This is a genomic window from Sphingomonas sp. (genome assembly GCF_036387535.1).
Classification (GTDB): domain Bacteria; phylum Pseudomonadota; class Alphaproteobacteria; order Sphingomonadales; family Sphingomonadaceae; genus Sphingomonas_R.
On sequence record NZ_DASVTO010000079.1, the window covers coordinates 36811 to 51108 of the forward strand.

Sequence of the window (14298 nt, forward strand, 5' to 3'; positions counted from 1 at the left end):
GATGGCCACCGCCATTTCCGCCAACAAGGCCGAGCTGCTCGCCATCGCCGATGCGGTCGCCAAGGAAAAGCTCATCGATCGCGAAATCGTGATCGAGGCGATGGAGGACGCGATCCAGCGCGCCGCCCGCACCCGCTACGGCGCGGAAAACGATATCCGTGCGAAGATCGACACGAAGGGCGGCGATCTGCGCCTGTGGCGCGTGGTCGAGGTCGTCGAGCTGGTCGAGGACTATTTCAAGCAGGTCAGCGTCGCGGACGCGCAGAAACTGCAGAAGGGTGCCGTCGTCGGCGACTATATCGTCGATCCGCTGCCCAACATCGAATTCGGCCGCATCGCCGCCCAGGCCGCCAAGCAGGTCATCTTCCAGAAGGTCCGCGATGCCGAGCGCGACCGTCAATATGAAGAGTTCAAGGACCGCGCGGGTGAAATCATCACCGGCGTCGTCAAGCGCGTCGAATTCGGCCATGTCGTGGTCGATCTCGGTCGGGCCGAGGGCGTTATCCGCCGCGATGCGCAGATCCCGCGGGAGGTCGTCCGCGTCGGCGACCGCATCCGCTCGCTGATCCTGCGTGTCGCACGCGAAACCCGCGGGCCGCAGATCTTCCTCAGCCGCGCGCACCCGGACTTCATGAAGAAGCTGTTCGCGCAGGAAGTCCCCGAAATCTACGACGGCGTGATCGAGATCAAGGCCGCTGCCCGCGACCCTGGCAGCCGCGCCAAGATCGGCGTCATCAGCCATGACGGGTCGATCGATCCGGTCGGTGCGTGCGTCGGCATGAAGGGCAGCCGCGTGCAGGCGGTCGTGCAGGAAATGCAGGGCGAGAAGATCGACATCATCCCCTGGTCGCCCGACACCGCCACCTTCGTCGTCAACGCGTTGCAGCCGGCGCAGGTCAGCCGCGTCGTGATCGACGAGGAAGACAGCCGGATCGAGGTCGTCGTCCCCGATGATCAGCTGTCGCTCGCCATCGGCCGTCGGGGTCAGAATGTCCGGCTCGCCTCGCAGCTGACCGGCTCCGCGATCGACATCATGACCGAAGCCGATGCTTCGGAGAAGCGCCAGAAGGAGTTTGTCGAGAATAGCGGCCTGTTCGAAAAGGAACTGGACGTCGACGAGACGCTGGCGCAGCTGCTGGTCGCCGAGGGCTTCTCCAGCCTCGAGGAAGTCGCCTATGTCGAGGTCGACGAAATTGCGGCGATCGAAGGATTTGACGAGGAACTCGCGGCCGAGCTTCAGAGCCGTGCCCAGGAAGCGCTCGACCGCCGGGAACAGGCGAACCGTGAGGAACGCCAGGCGATGGGCGTAGAGGATGCGCTGGCCGATCTGCCCTATCTGACCGAAGCGATGCTGGTCACGCTGGGCAAGGCCGGCATCCTGACGCTGGACGATCTTGCCGATCTGGCAACGGACGAACTGATCCTGAAGAAGCGCGTCGAACCCCGCCGCCGTACCCCCAGCAACGATGGCGAGAAGAGCGGCATCCTCGCCGAATATGGCCTGACCGAAGATCAGGGCAACGAGATCATCATGGCGGCGCGCGCCCATTGGTTCGCCGACGAAGAACAGCCGCAGGAGGTCGCACCTGCGGATGTCGGACAATGATCGCCTCGCGCATGTAGAAAGCCCGTTCTCCTCCCGTCCATCGCGAACACAATCGCGGGACGGGTCGAGCGAAGTCGAGACCGTGGCCGGTGGGGACGGAGAGTCCGACGGCGGCGTGTCAACGTGCGAGCCCGAGGAAGACACCAAGGCCAACCGACACGATCCGGAACGGCGCTGCATCCTGTCCGGCGATCGTCGCCCGAAGGACAGCCTGATCCGGCTCGCGCTTGGCCCTGATGGGCAGATCGCGCCCGACGTGCGGGCGCGGGCGCCGGGCCGTGGTGCCTGGATCGGTGTCGATCAGGCTACTTTGGAAATCGCGCTCGCCAAGGGTCGGCTGAAGGGCGCGCTCTACCGCGCGTTCAAGACGCAGGCGCTGACGATCCCCGCTGATCTTCCCGCTCGGACCGCGGCGGCCTTGCAACGCGACGCGCTCGACCGGCTGGGGCTGGAAGCACGCTCCGGCACGCTGCTCACCGGATCGGACAAGATCGCGGAAAGCGCCCGTAAGGGTCTGGTCGCGTTGCTGATCCACGCCGCGGATGCGGGCGTGGATGGCAATCGCAAGCTCGATCAGGCGCTGCGCGTCGGGCGCGGTGTGGAGGGCAGCGATCTGCGCGGGCTGGTAATCCCGCTGGACAGGGCCATATTGTCGATGGCGCTGGGCCGCGAAAATGTGGTACATATTGCGCTGATAACGCCGGCTGCCGCCGCGCGAGTCACGCAGGCGCTGGGTCGCTGGCGCGACTTTATCGGACGAGACTGGGCGACCGAGCCTTGCGACATCGTTTCGCAAGGTCCCTCGCCGCTGAATACTGAAGGGTTCTGACGACCATATGAGCGACAACGAAAAGCCGAAGCTTGGCATGCGCGCGCCTCTGGGGGTTCGCCGCACGGTCGAGACGGGCAAGGTGAAGCAGAGCTTCAGCCATGGCCGTTCGAACACCGTCGTGGTCGAGGTCAAGAAGGCCCGCGTGTTCCGGAAGCCCGGCGAGGCGGAAGCGCCTGTGGTCGAACAGGCTGCACCCGAGCCGGTCGCGGCACCCACGCCGGCGCCTGCTCCGACGCCCGCACCCGTGGCGGAAGCACCCGCCGCGGTGCCGCCGGCCCCGACGCCCGTGGCGGATCCGGCCCCGGTCCAGTCGTCGGCCGCCACGGCCTTCCCGCCGCCGCGCGCCTTCACGCCGGTGGCGAAACCGGTGCCGACCCCGCCGCCGGTCGCCGAACCCGCACCGGCGCCCGTGCCCGAACCGACGCCCGAACCGGTCGCTGCCGCCGCACCGAAGCCGGTGGCCGCACCACCGCGCCGGGCGCCAGCCCCGGTGCGTGCACCCACGCGCCAGGCCGCACCTGCGCGCAACCCGGGCAACGACCTGCTGAGCCGTCAGGAACGCCAGGCCAAGCTGCTGCGGGAGGCCGAAGAGGCCCGCATGGCCGCGCTGGAGGAAGCACGCCGCCGCGAGGATCGCCTTCGTGCCGAAGCGCTGGAGGAAGAGAAGCGTCGCGCGGAACAGAATCGCCTGACCGGGGATCAGCCCGCGCCGGAGGCTCCTACCCCCGCCGCTGTTACGCCGGCCGTACCCGCGTCGCCCGCGTCGGCGGACGCTGCTCCGGCCGAAGCCGGCGCGGATGGCCGTTTCCCGCCGCCACGCCGCTTCACGCCCGTCCCCTCCGCGCCGCGTCCGGCCCCCAAGCCGGTGTCGCGCGAAAAGAACGCCGATGAGCGTCGCCAGTCCGGCAAGCTCACCGTCACGCGTGCGCTCGATGACGGCGCCAGCGCCCGCACCCGCTCGCTCGCCGCGCTCAAGCGCAGCCGTGAAAAGGCCAAGGGTTCGGGCAACAGCGGCCCGCAGGTCAAGCAGGTTCGCGACGTCAACGTGCCGGAGGCGATCACCGTCCAGGAACTGGCGAACCGCATGGCGGAACGCGGGGCCGATCTGGTGAAGGCGCTGTTCAAGATGGGGATGCCCGTCACGATCACGCAGACGATCGATCAGGACACCGCCGAACTGCTGGTCACCGAATTCGGTCACAACATCAACCGCGTGTCCGACAGCGATATCGATCTCACCAGCCATGAGGAGATCGACGCCGACGAAACCCAGGTCACGCGTCCCCCGGTCGTCACGATCATGGGCCATGTCGATCATGGCAAGACGTCGCTGCTCGATGCGTTGCGCGGTGCCAATGTCGCTTCGGGCGAGGCGGGTGGCATCACCCAGCATATCGGCGCCTATCAGGTGAAGGTGAAGTCCGGGAACAAGATCACCTTCCTCGATACGCCGGGCCATGAAGCGTTCAGCGACATGCGCGCCCGCGGTGCCAACATCACGGACATCGTCGTGCTGGTGGTCGCTGGCGATGACGGCATGCGTCCGCAGACGATCGAGGCGATCAGCCATGTGAAGGCCGCCGGCGTTCCGATGATCGTCGCGATCAACAAGATGGATAAGCCGGGCAGCAACGCCCAGAAGATCCGCGAAGCCCTGCTGCAATATGACGTGCAGGTCGAGGACATGGGCGGCGACGTTCAGGATGTGGAGGTTTCCGCGACCAAGAAGACCGGCCTGGATGAGCTGATCGATAAGATCGAGCTGCAGGCCGATCTGCTCGAACTGCGCGCCAACCCGGATCGTCCGGCCGAAGGCACCGTGGTCGAAGCGACGCTCGACAAGGGTCGCGGCGCGGTGGCGACCATCCTGGTCGGTCGCGGCACGCTCCGCGTCGGCGACATCTTCGTGGTCGGCGCCGAAAGCGGCAAGGTCCGCGCGATGATCGATGATACGGGCAAGAATGTGAAGCTCGCGCTTCCCTCCACCCCGGTCCAGGTGCTCGGCCTCACCGGCGTGCCGTCGGCGGGCGATCCGCTGTCGGTGGTGGAAAACGAGGCCCGCGCGCGCGAGGTCGCCGATTACCGTGCCAGCGTCATCCAGCAGAAGCGGACCACCTCGGCGCCCGCCAACCTGGAAACGATGTTCTCTGCGTTGCGCGAAAAGCAGGCGCAGCAGTTCCCGCTGGTGGTCAAGGCGGATGCACAGGGCTCGGTCGAGGCGATCGTCGGGTCGCTCAACAAGATCTCGACCGATCTCATCCAGGTCCGCATCCTGCATTCGGGCGTGGGCGGCATCACCGAGAGCGACGTGTCGCTGGCGGCCGCGTCGCGCGCGCCGATCATCGGTTTCAACGTCCGTGCCAATTCCAAGGCACGGGAGCTTGCGACCCGTGACGGCGTGGCGTTGAAATATTATGATGTGATCTATGATCTGCTGGACGAGATCCGCGCCGCGATGGCGGGGCAGCTTGGGCCGGAATATCTGGAGCATGTCGTCGGCCGCGCCGAAATCCGGGAGGTGTTCTCGGCCGGCAAGCATGGCAAGGCCGCGGGTCTGCTCGTGGTCGAAGGCTATATTCGCCAGAAACTGCGTGCCCGTATCCTCCGCGACGATGTCATCATCTACAATGGTGCGATCGCCTCGCTCCGCCGCTTCAAGGACGATGTTCCCGAAGTCCGCGCGGGCCTGGAATGCGGTATCACGATCGAGGGCTCGACCGACATCAAGCCCGGCGACATCGTCGAAACCTTCGAGGTCGAGGAACGCGAACGCACGCTATAACCCTCTCCTTCTTCCTTCCCCTCTCCCCCCGGGGAGAGGGAGGGACCCACCGCCTCCTTGAGCGGTGGGGGGGGTGAGGCCAGCCCACTCCCGTGGCAAGGCGATTTCGCATGAAACCTGACCCCACCACTCTCCTCACCCGAATCGCCTTCGCCCCCTTCCACCTGCTGTTCAGCGGTCTTATGATCCTGATGACCCTGCTGATGCCGCCTCGGCGGCACGACTGAACGGAGCCACCCATGCGCGCCAACGAAACTCCGGAAGGCCGGTCGGTCCGCGTCCTGCGCGTGGGCGAACAGGTGCGCCATGCCCTGTCCGATGTGCTGATGCGCGGGGACGTGCATGACGATCTGCTGACCAGGCACAGCATTTCGATCACCGAGGTCCGGATGTCTCCGGATCTGCGCCATGCGACAGCCTTCGTGAAGACGTTGGGCGACGCGGACGAGGCCGCGATCCTGAAGGCGCTGCGTACCAACACCGCCTATCTGCAGAGCGAAGTCGCGCGCCGTGTCCAGTCGCGCTTCGCTGCGAAGCTGAAATTCCTGCCGGACGAGAGCTTCGACGAAGGCACCCACATCGACCGCCTCCTTCGCGACCCCCGCATCGCCCGCGATCTGGCCGAAGATTGACGCTGCGGACGGTAAGACGTATCTTACCGGGATGAACGCTGAAACCACAGTATCGGCCAAGGGGCAGATCGTCATTCCGAAAGACGTGCGGGACCGTCTTCATTGGACATCCGGCCACAAGCTGGATGTGATCGTGACCGGCGACATGGTGCTGCTGCGCTCCGTAGAAGCGGATCGTCCCAAAATCGACTATGAGACATTTCGTCGGCTGGTGCCCAAACATAACGGACCTCCCGTCAGCATCGAAGACATGAATGTCGCGGTCGACGCTATGTTCGCCGAAAAAGGCCGGGAGTGAAAGCTGCCGATACCAACGTCGTTCTTCGGATCATTACGGAGGATGATGAGCAACAGGCAGCGCTTGCGCGTGCGGCCATGCGCAATGCCACATTATACGTCTCTCTCACCGTCGCGATCGAAGTCGAATGGGTTTTGCGCAGCGCCTATCGCTGGGATCGCATCCGCATTGCGAACGCCATGGTGATATTGACCGAACTCGAAGGGCTGCATGTCGAAGACGCTCTCCTGGTGCGCTGGGCCGCCGCTCGTCTTCGCAAGGGCGCCGACTTCGCCGACATGATCCATCTGGTTGCAGTACGTAACCTGCCTGCCTTCGTGACGTTCGATCGCAAATTGGAACAGGCCGCAGGCTCCGAAACTCCGCTTCCGGTCGAAACCCTGATCGTCTCGTAATGGCAAAGCTCTATTTCTACTATGCATCGATGAACGCCGGCAAATCGACGGTGCTGCTGCAATCCAGTTTCAACTACCGCGAACGCGGGTTGGAAACGATGCTGTTCACCGCTGCGGTCGACGATCGCTACCAGACCGGCATGATCACCTCGCGGATCGGGCTCAGCGCCCCCGCGACGCCGTTCGATCGCACCACCGACATCCGCGCCGCGGTCGCGGAACGCCACGCCGTCACCCCGCTCGCCTGCGTGCTGGTCGACGAGGCGCAGTTCCTGACGCAGGCCCAGGTGCTGGATCTTACCCGGATCTGCGACCGGACGGGCATCCCCGTCCTCGCCTATGGCCTCCGCACCGACTTTCGCGGGGCCCTGTTCGAAGGCAGCGCGCAACTGCTCGCCCTCGCCGACGCGCTGGTCGAGATCAAGGCGATCTGCGCCTGCGGACGCAAGGCGACGATGAACCTGCGCGTCGATAGCGTGGGCGCGGCGGTCCGCGACGGCGCCCAGACCGAAATTGGCGGTAATGACCGCTATATCGCCCTGTGCCGCCGGCATTTCATGGAACATCATCGTGCCGATTGATCATGATCTGCTGCTCATCCCCGTCGATCACGGCGCTCTCCACCTCGAACAGCTGGATGACCGACACCGGGACGCCTTGCGGGCGCTTTGTCCCGCCGATGATCCGGTATGGGCGATCTTCCCGTCCTCCTATGCGCCGGACCGGTTCGACGCCAGTTTCGCCGCCCTGCGCGCCGATCCCGGTCGCCGCCCGTTCGCGCTGTTCGCGGATGGTACCATGGTCGGCATGTCCGGCTATCTCAACATTGATGCCGCCAATCATGTGATCGAAATCGGCGGCACCTATCTCACGCCGGCCGCGCGCGGCACCGGGCTCAACCGCCCGATCAAGGACGCGCTGATCGGCCGCGCCTTTGCGGCCGGGTTCAACCGGGTCGAGTTTCGCATCGATGTCCGCAACACCCGCTCGATTGCGGCGGTCGAAAAACTGGGCGCCGTCCGTGAAGGCGTGCTGCGGAAACAGCGTATCACCTGGACCGGGCATGTCCGCGACACCGCCGTTTACGCCATCCTGGCCGATGAATGGCCGCGCCCGTGAACGGCTGGCTCGTCATCGACAAGCCGCTCGGCCTCGGCTCGACGCAGGTCGTCTCCGCGGTCAAGCGCGCGCTCCGCAGCGGCGGCTATCCAAAGGTCAAGGTCGGCCATGGCGGCACGCTGGATCCGCTCGCCACCGGGGTCCTGCCGATCGCGCTTGGCGAAGCGACCAAGCTGGCCGGTCGCATGCTGGATGCCGACAAGGTCTATGACTTCACGATCGCGTTCGGCGCCGCCACCGATACCATCGATCTGGAGGGGCAGATCGTCGCCACCTCTGCCATTCGCCCGACGCTCTCCGATCTGCACGCCGTCCTGCCGCAGTTCACCGGCCCGATCACGCAGGTGCCGCCCGCCTATAGCGCGATCAAGATCGACGGCGAACGCGCCTATGCCCGCGCCCGCGCCGGCGAGACGTTCGTGATCGAAACCCGCGCCGTCACCATCCATCATCTCGCCATCGTCGGGTCCGCGTCCTTGTCGGACGGTCCGCGCGACGCCGTCACCCTCACCGCGCGCGTGTCCAAGGGCACCTATATCCGCAGCCTCGCTCGCGACATCGCGGCGGCGCTCGGCACCGTCGGCCATGTCACCATGCTGCGCCGGACCAGGGCGGGGCCGTTCACGCTCGACGCGGCGATATCGCTGGACAAACTGGCCGATATGGGACAGGAACGGGCTGTGCATATTGCACTTCTGCCGTTGACGGCGGGGCTGGACGACATCCCGGCCTTTCCCGTCACCCCCGATCAGGCAGGGGCGCTCCGCCAGGGGCGCAAGCTGATCGGGATCGCCGTATCACCCGGCCTGCATCTCGCGGTTGACGCCGGCACCCCCGTGGCGCTGGTCGAATCCGACGGGGCGGACATCCGGGTCGTGCGGGGCTTCAATGTTCCGGATGTCGAGGATGACACATGACGATCACTGCCGAACGCAAGACTGCCCTCATCGCCGAACATGCTCGCGGCGAAGGCGACACGGGTAGCCCAGAGGTTCAGATTGCAATCCTGACCGAGCGGATTGTCAACCTGACCGAACATTTCAAGGGCCACGCCAAGGACAATCATTCCCGCCGTGGCCTGCTGATGATGGTCAACAACCGTCGCAGCCTGCTCGACTATCTGAAGAAGAAGGACGCTCAGCGTTATACCGATCTGATCGGCAAGCTCGGCCTCCGCAAGTAACGGGAAAAGGCGCCGAAAGGCGCCTTTTTCATATCCGCGCTCCGGCGCGCTCGGTTCGATGACCGATCCGGATCCTGCCTCAAGGCCGGGGTCCAAACGCGATACGGCAAGCGGCAATCCGGCCATTTGTCGAAAGGGGTGCCCAGGCACCTCGCACCGCCGCGGGCCGGCTAGCCCGCACCAAGAGGCCCCGACCGCATTGGGCGCGTCGGAGACAAGGAAACATGATGTTCGATATCCAGAAGAGCGAAATCCAGTGGGGCGGCCAGACGCTGACCCTGGAAACGGGCCGCGTCGCCCGCCAGGCTGACGGCGCGGTGCTCGCGACGCTCGGCGAAACGGTCGTCTTGTGCGCCGTCACGGCGGCCAAGTCGGTCAAGGACGGGCAGGACTTCTTTCCGCTCACCGTCCACTATCAGGAAAAATACAGCGCTGCCGGCCGCATCCCCGGCGGCTTCTTCAAGCGCGAACGCGGCGCCACCGAAAAGGAAACGCTGACCAGCCGCCTGATCGATCGCCCGATCCGCCCGCTGTTTCCCGAAGGTTTCTACAACGAAATCAACGTGATCTGCCAGGTTCTCAGCTATGATGGCGAAAATGAGCCCGACATTCTGGCGATGATCGCCGCATCGGCCGCGCTCACCATCTCCGGCGTTCCGTTCATGGGTCCGATCGGCGGCGCACGCGTCGGTTACAAGGACGGCGAGTTTCTGCTGAACCCGTCGAACGAGGCGATCAAGGACAGCGACCTCGACCTGATCGTCGCGGGCACGCACGACGCCGTGATGATGGTCGAATCCGAAGCGAAGGAGCTGTCGGAAGACATCATGCTCGGCGCGGTGATGTTCGCGCACAAGGCGAGCCGCCAGGTGATCGACGCGATCATCGATCTGGCGGAAAAGGCTGCGAAGGAGCCTTGGGAACTGCCTGCGCTCGACGATGGCGGCGATCTGAAGAAGCAGGTCAAGAAGCTGATCGGGAACGGCCTCGTCTCCGCCTACAAGCTCACCGGCAAGGCCGACCGCGTCGCCGCCATTGCGGACGCGAAAAAGGCGATGCACGAACATTTCAAGGATGCCGACGCCGCCACCCGGCTGAAGGCGGGCAAGCTGGCGAAGAAGCTGGAAGGCGACATCGTCCGCACCGCGATCCTGAAGGAAGGCCGCCGGATCGACGGTCGCGACACGAAGACGGTGCGCCCGATCGAATCGATGGTCCATTTCCTGCCGCGGGCGCATGGTTCGGCGCTGTTCACGCGCGGCGAAACCCAGTCGATCGTCACCACCACGCTCGGCACCGCCGACGCGGAACAGATGATCGACGGCCTGAACGGGCTGCACTACGAACGCTTCATGCTCCACTACAACTTCCCGCCCTATTCGGTCGGTGAAGTCGGCCGCTTCGGCGCGCCGGGCCGTCGCGAGATCGGCCATGGCAAGCTGGCGTGGCGCGCGCTCAACCCGGTGCTGCCATCGAAGGAGGAGTTCCCCTACACGATCCGCGTCCTGTCCGACATCACGGAGAGCAACGGCTCCTCCTCGATGGCGACGGTCTGCGGCGGTTCGCTGGCGATGATGGACGCGGGCGTTCCGCTGAAGCGTCCGGTGTCCGGCATCGCGATGGGCCTGATCCTCGAAGGCAAGGATTTTGCGGTCATCTCCGACATTCTCGGGGACGAGGATCATCTCGGCGACATGGACTTCAAGGTCGCCGGCACGTCCGAAGGCATCACCAGCCTGCAGATGGACATCAAGATCGCCGGCATCACGGAGGAGATCATGAAGGTCGCGCTCGCGCAGGCGAATGAAGGCCGCGCCCACATTCTCGGCGAAATGGCGAAGGCGCTCGACACCACCCGCACCGAACTGTCCGCGCACGCGCCGCGCATAGAAACGATGCAGGTGCCCAAGGACAAGATCCGTGAGATCATCGGCACCGGCGGCAAGGTGATCCGTGAGATCGTGGCCACCACCGGCGCCAAGGTCGACATCGAAGACGACGGCACGATCAAGATCGCGTCGTCCGATCCGGAGAAGATCGCGGCCGCGCGCAAGTGGATCGAAGGCATCACGCTCGAAGCGGAGATCGGCAAGATCTATGACGGCAAGGTCGTCAATCTCGTCGATTTCGGCGCATTCGTGAACTTCATGGGTGGCAAGGACGGTCTCGTCCATGTGTCCGAGATCAAGAACGAGCGCGTCGCCAAGGTCTCCGACGTCCTGTCCGAAGGGCAGGAGGTTAAGGTCAAGGTGCTGGAAATCGACCAGCGCGGCAAGGTCCGCCTGTCGATGCGCGTCGTCGATCAGGAAACCGGTGCCGAACTGGAGGACACCCGCCCGCCGCGCGAAGCCGGGGAACGCCCGGATCGCGGCCCCCGCCCCGACCGCGGCCCGCGCCGTGACGGCGGCGGTGGCGGCGAGCGCGGCGATCGCGGCCCGCGCCGCGAAGGCGGCGACCGTGGCCCGCGCCGCGACCGCAACGACGGCGACCGCCCGGCCCGCAACGAAGGCTCCAACGAAGACAGCACCTTCGCGCCGGCGTTCCTGACCCGCGAAGACTGATCCGCGTCGATGGCATGACGTGGGAAAGGGGGCCGAAAGGCCCCCTTTTTCATGCACCCATGCCGCCATCAGGTCTCTGGACGACAACCGGACTTCCGGCCGGCAACAGCCGAATCTTGATCCTGACCACTCGCCGCAAACCATCGGTTTGTGGGCATGATATGCTTTCTCGAACCGCATGTAGTGCGGAACAGGGAAATGCTGCCCTGCTCAATTCCTCCGGGCGGGCGTCAACACCATCGCCTTCATGGTCTGGTGGATTTCGAAGCCAAGGCTTCGATAAAGAGCGATCGCTCCAGTGTTCGTCGCATAGCAGTGCAGGAATGGCACTTCCCCGCGCTCCATCATTCTCAAGGCAACGAGCCGCATCAGATACCGGGCATAGCCTCGCCCACGATAATCTGGATGCGTGCAAACGCCGCTGAGCTCCGTAAAAGCACCCGGCTTCATCCTTTCGCCCGCCATTGCGGCTAAAACCCCGTTCCTGCGGATGCCGATAAAGCGGCCAAGATCATGGGTTCTTGTCGAGAAGGGGCCAGGCTGTGTCAGCGCGGCCAGAGCGAACATCTCCGCAGCATCTTCATTGCCCAGTTCGCAAAAGGCATGATCGTGCCCGTCGTCGGCAATCGCGGGGGCCACCATCTGGACGCATTCGGCGCTTCGGACGAGCGTCAGACCGACAGGAATGACGATCCGGTCCTTTTCGACCACCCAGATTTCGGCGTTGCCCGCCAAACGGGCGAGCGCACGCATATCGCCGGCGGGATCGGGTGGGGCAGCGAAGGGGCCATATTCGGGGGCAAAGCGCAGGCCCGTTTCATCGCCGTGGGCAAGATGTGCCTGCCGACCGGTCAACGCGTTCCAAACAGGGCGATCAAGGACGGCAATCGACAGCGATCCGGACCCGGCAGACATGCCAATCTCCCGTGTCGGCGCCATGCGGCGCACATCCGTGATCGTACCACGAAGAAAGTGGGGAGCTTCTGTTGCTCGGTGCTCCCCGTACCGCCGGTGTCCGCTTCTGTTGCCCGGTGCGGCCCGAACCGCGCTTTTGTCTGGTTAACCTCGTCCGTTAAGACTTAGTTACGCAGCAATCGCGAGTGCCTCGTTGTCGTTAGCACTTGTGGTTTTGATCGGTTTTACGGCTCAATCAGGCCGGGTAAAAATATCGTCTTTCAACACACGTCGATCCTAGTTCGGCCCCGTCAGGATCGGCGCGACCCCGTCTAGGGTCGGGCGCGCCGATGATGGTGGAGCCGCCGGGTACTGCCCCCGGGTCCGCTGCGTCTATGTCACGACATCATTTATCACCATAGCCGGGCGAACCCGGCGACCGGGGATATAGAGTGGCGCGCACGGCTCCGCAACCGCGCGATCAAACGGCGGAGCTCCCCCGCGCGCGCAATTCGTCGCGGATCTCGCGCAGCAGGATGACGTCAATCGGCTCGACCGGCACCGCCGGCTGTTCCGGCGGCTTGGGCATGGCGCGATTGACCGCGCGGACGATCAGGAAGATCACGAACGCTACCAGCAGGAAATTGACCGCCACCGTCACGAACTGGCCATAGCCCAGCAAGGGCGCGCCCGCCTTCTTCAACGCGGCATAATCGGACAGGGACCCGGTATAGCCCGCCGGCACCGGACCCAACCGCAGATAATAGCTGCTGAAATCCAGCCCGCCGAAGATGCGCCCGATCACCGGCATGATGATATCGTCGGTCAGCGACGTCACGATCCGCCCGAACGCAGCGCCTATGACGACCGCGACTGCCAGGTCGATGACGTTGCCGCGACTGATGAACGTCTTGAACTGCGATAGCATGCAGGGTCTCCTTGATCGCGGATATGATCCCATCCGCGATCCGGACGATCAAGCGGTGATTGCGGCGCCGATCGGGCATCGTTAGAAAATGCCGGTCCGGTCAGGGGGAACAGTCATGCCGCATCCGTCAACCCGCATCCGTGCCGCCCTGCTGGCGCCGCTGGCCGCGATCGCGCTGTCGGCGTGCGGCGTGAACAGCGTGCCGACCGCGGAGGAAACCGCCAAGGCGCGCTGGGCCGACGTCCAGAACGAATATCAGCGCCGCGCCGATCTGATCCCCAATCTGGTGGCGACGGTGAAGGGCTATGCCCGCCAGGAACAGGATGTCCTGACACAGGTCACCCAGGCGCGCGCCAGCGCCACCGCCATCCGCGTGTCGGTCGACGATCCCCGTTCTCTGGAAAAATTCGGGCAGGCGCAGGGGGAGTTGTCCGCCGCCCTCGGTCGGCTGATGTCCGTCACGGAAAACTATCCAGACCTCAAATCCAACACCAACTTCCTCGCGCTGCAGGCGACGCTGGAAGGAACCGAGAACCGGATCGGCATCGCGCGCCGCGATTATAACGAAGCGGTCCAGGCCTATAATACCCGCATCCGCACCTTTCCCGACGCGATCGGGGCCAAGATCTTCTACGGGGCGAAGCCGATGCCGCCGTTCGAGGCCACGACGCCCGGCGCGCAGACCGCCCCCACCATCACGTTCGATCCGAAGGCAGGCTGAGCCGGATGCGTCGCGCAGCCATGCTGCTGTGCCTGCTGGTCGCCGCCCCCGCGGCGACGCAGACCTTTCCCGCCTTCACCGACTATGTCGTGGATCAGGCGAACGTGCTGCCGCCCGCGACCGAAGCGGAGCTGGTCGGCAAACTGGCGGCGCTGCAAAGGGATACCGGGCGTCAGCTGGTGGTCGCCACCATCCCCGACCTGCAAGGCTATACGATCGAGGATTATGGCTACCGCCTCGGTCGCCATTGGGGCGTCGGGCGGAAGAATGCGGACGATGGCGCCATCCTGATCGTCGCGCCGAACGCGCGCAAGGTCCGGATCGAGGTCGGCTACGGCCTTACCCCC

The 14298-nt window shown here is 65.0% G+C and carries 15 protein-coding genes and 1 other RNA gene; 13 read left to right on the top strand and 3 right to left on the bottom strand.

Annotation, left to right across the window (positions count from 1 at the left end; genetic code table 11):
* The first annotated feature begins 1 nt into the window (after window position 1).
* From nusA to pnp, 11 genes are all read left to right on the top strand, one after another.
* The gene (gene nusA, locus VF649_RS07220; protein ID WP_331011284.1) at window positions 2-1606 is read left to right on the top strand and encodes a transcription termination factor NusA; all 1605 of its coding nucleotides are present in this window, start codon (window positions 2-4) and stop codon (window positions 1604-1606) included.
* 82 nt (window positions 1607-1688) lie between these two features.
* Entirely contained in the window at window positions 1689-2435 is a 747-nt protein-coding gene (locus VF649_RS07225) for a DUF448 domain-containing protein (protein WP_414713645.1), read from the top strand.
* A gap of 7 nt (window positions 2436-2442) precedes the next feature.
* On the top strand, window positions 2443-5220 hold the full coding sequence (infB, locus tag VF649_RS07230) for a translation initiation factor IF-2 (protein WP_331011285.1): 2778 nt from the start codon (window positions 2443-2445) through the stop codon (window positions 5218-5220).
* A 239-nt stretch (window positions 5221-5459) separates the two neighbouring features.
* On the top strand, window positions 5460-5852 hold the full coding sequence (gene rbfA / locus VF649_RS07235) for a 30S ribosome-binding factor RbfA (RefSeq protein WP_331011286.1): 393 nt from the start codon (window positions 5460-5462) through the stop codon (window positions 5850-5852).
* 31 nt (window positions 5853-5883) lie between these two features.
* Entirely contained in the window at window positions 5884-6150 is a 267-nt protein-coding gene (locus tag VF649_RS07240; protein WP_331011287.1) for an AbrB/MazE/SpoVT family DNA-binding domain-containing protein, read from the top strand.
* Window positions 6147-6545 (top strand): type II toxin-antitoxin system VapC family toxin, encoded by a 399-nt coding sequence (locus VF649_RS07245; protein WP_331011288.1) that lies wholly within the window; start codon window positions 6147-6149, stop codon window positions 6543-6545. The genes VF649_RS07240 and VF649_RS07245 overlap by 4 nt, the downstream gene beginning before the upstream one ends.
* Window positions 6545-7126 (top strand): thymidine kinase, encoded by a 582-nt coding sequence (locus VF649_RS07250; RefSeq protein ID WP_331011289.1) that lies wholly within the window; start codon window positions 6545-6547, stop codon window positions 7124-7126. Before VF649_RS07245 ends, VF649_RS07250 begins: the two co-directional genes overlap by 1 nt.
* Window positions 7116-7664 carry a GNAT family protein gene (locus tag VF649_RS07255; protein WP_331011290.1) on the top strand — a complete coding sequence of 183 codons (549 nt, stop codon included), beginning with the start codon at window positions 7116-7118 and terminating at the stop codon, window positions 7662-7664. Before VF649_RS07250 ends, VF649_RS07255 begins: the two co-directional genes overlap by 11 nt.
* Window positions 7649-8581 carry a tRNA pseudouridine(55) synthase TruB gene (gene truB, locus VF649_RS07260; RefSeq protein ID WP_331011291.1) on the top strand — a complete coding sequence of 311 codons (933 nt, stop codon included), beginning with the start codon at window positions 7649-7651 and terminating at the stop codon, window positions 8579-8581. Before VF649_RS07255 ends, truB begins: the two co-directional genes overlap by 16 nt.
* Window positions 8578-8847 carry a 30S ribosomal protein S15 gene (rpsO, locus tag VF649_RS07265; RefSeq protein WP_331011292.1) on the top strand — a complete coding sequence of 90 codons (270 nt, stop codon included), beginning with the start codon at window positions 8578-8580 and terminating at the stop codon, window positions 8845-8847. The genes truB and rpsO overlap by 4 nt, the downstream gene beginning before the upstream one ends.
* 227 nt (window positions 8848-9074) lie before the next feature.
* Window positions 9075-11408: a polyribonucleotide nucleotidyltransferase gene (pnp, locus tag VF649_RS07270; protein WP_331011293.1), complete on the top strand. Its 2334-nt coding sequence runs from the start codon at window positions 9075-9077 to the stop codon at window positions 11406-11408.
* Between the two features lie 210 nt (window positions 11409-11618).
* Here the strand turns inward: pnp and VF649_RS07275 are convergent, their stop codons facing one another.
* The 3 genes from VF649_RS07275 to mscL all read right to left on the bottom strand — a co-directional run bounded on the left by VF649_RS07275 (window position 11619) and on the right by mscL (window position 13230).
* Complete coding sequence (locus VF649_RS07275; RefSeq protein ID WP_331011294.1) at window positions 11619-12347, bottom strand: GNAT family N-acetyltransferase; 729 nt, start codon at window positions 12345-12347, stop codon at window positions 11619-11621.
* 71 nt (window positions 12348-12418) lie between these two features.
* Window positions 12419-12779: a transfer-messenger RNA gene (ssrA, locus tag VF649_RS07280) on the bottom strand.
* Window positions 12780-12783: 4 nt separating this feature from the next.
* Window positions 12784-13230 carry a large conductance mechanosensitive channel protein MscL gene (mscL, locus tag VF649_RS07285; RefSeq protein WP_331011295.1) on the bottom strand — a complete coding sequence of 149 codons (447 nt, stop codon included), beginning with the start codon at window positions 13228-13230 and terminating at the stop codon, window positions 12784-12786.
* Between the two features lie 115 nt (window positions 13231-13345).
* Here mscL and VF649_RS07290 point away from each other — a divergent pair, with 115 nt between their 5' ends.
* Together VF649_RS07290 and VF649_RS07295 are read left to right on the top strand one after the other, a co-directional pair.
* The gene (locus tag VF649_RS07290; RefSeq protein ID WP_331011296.1) at window positions 13346-13951 is read left to right on the top strand and encodes a LemA family protein; all 606 of its coding nucleotides are present in this window, start codon (window positions 13346-13348) and stop codon (window positions 13949-13951) included.
* Between the two features lie 5 nt (window positions 13952-13956).
* Window positions 13957-14298 (top strand): TPM domain-containing protein (locus VF649_RS07295; RefSeq protein WP_331011297.1); only part of this gene is annotated, 342 nt, incomplete at its 3' end.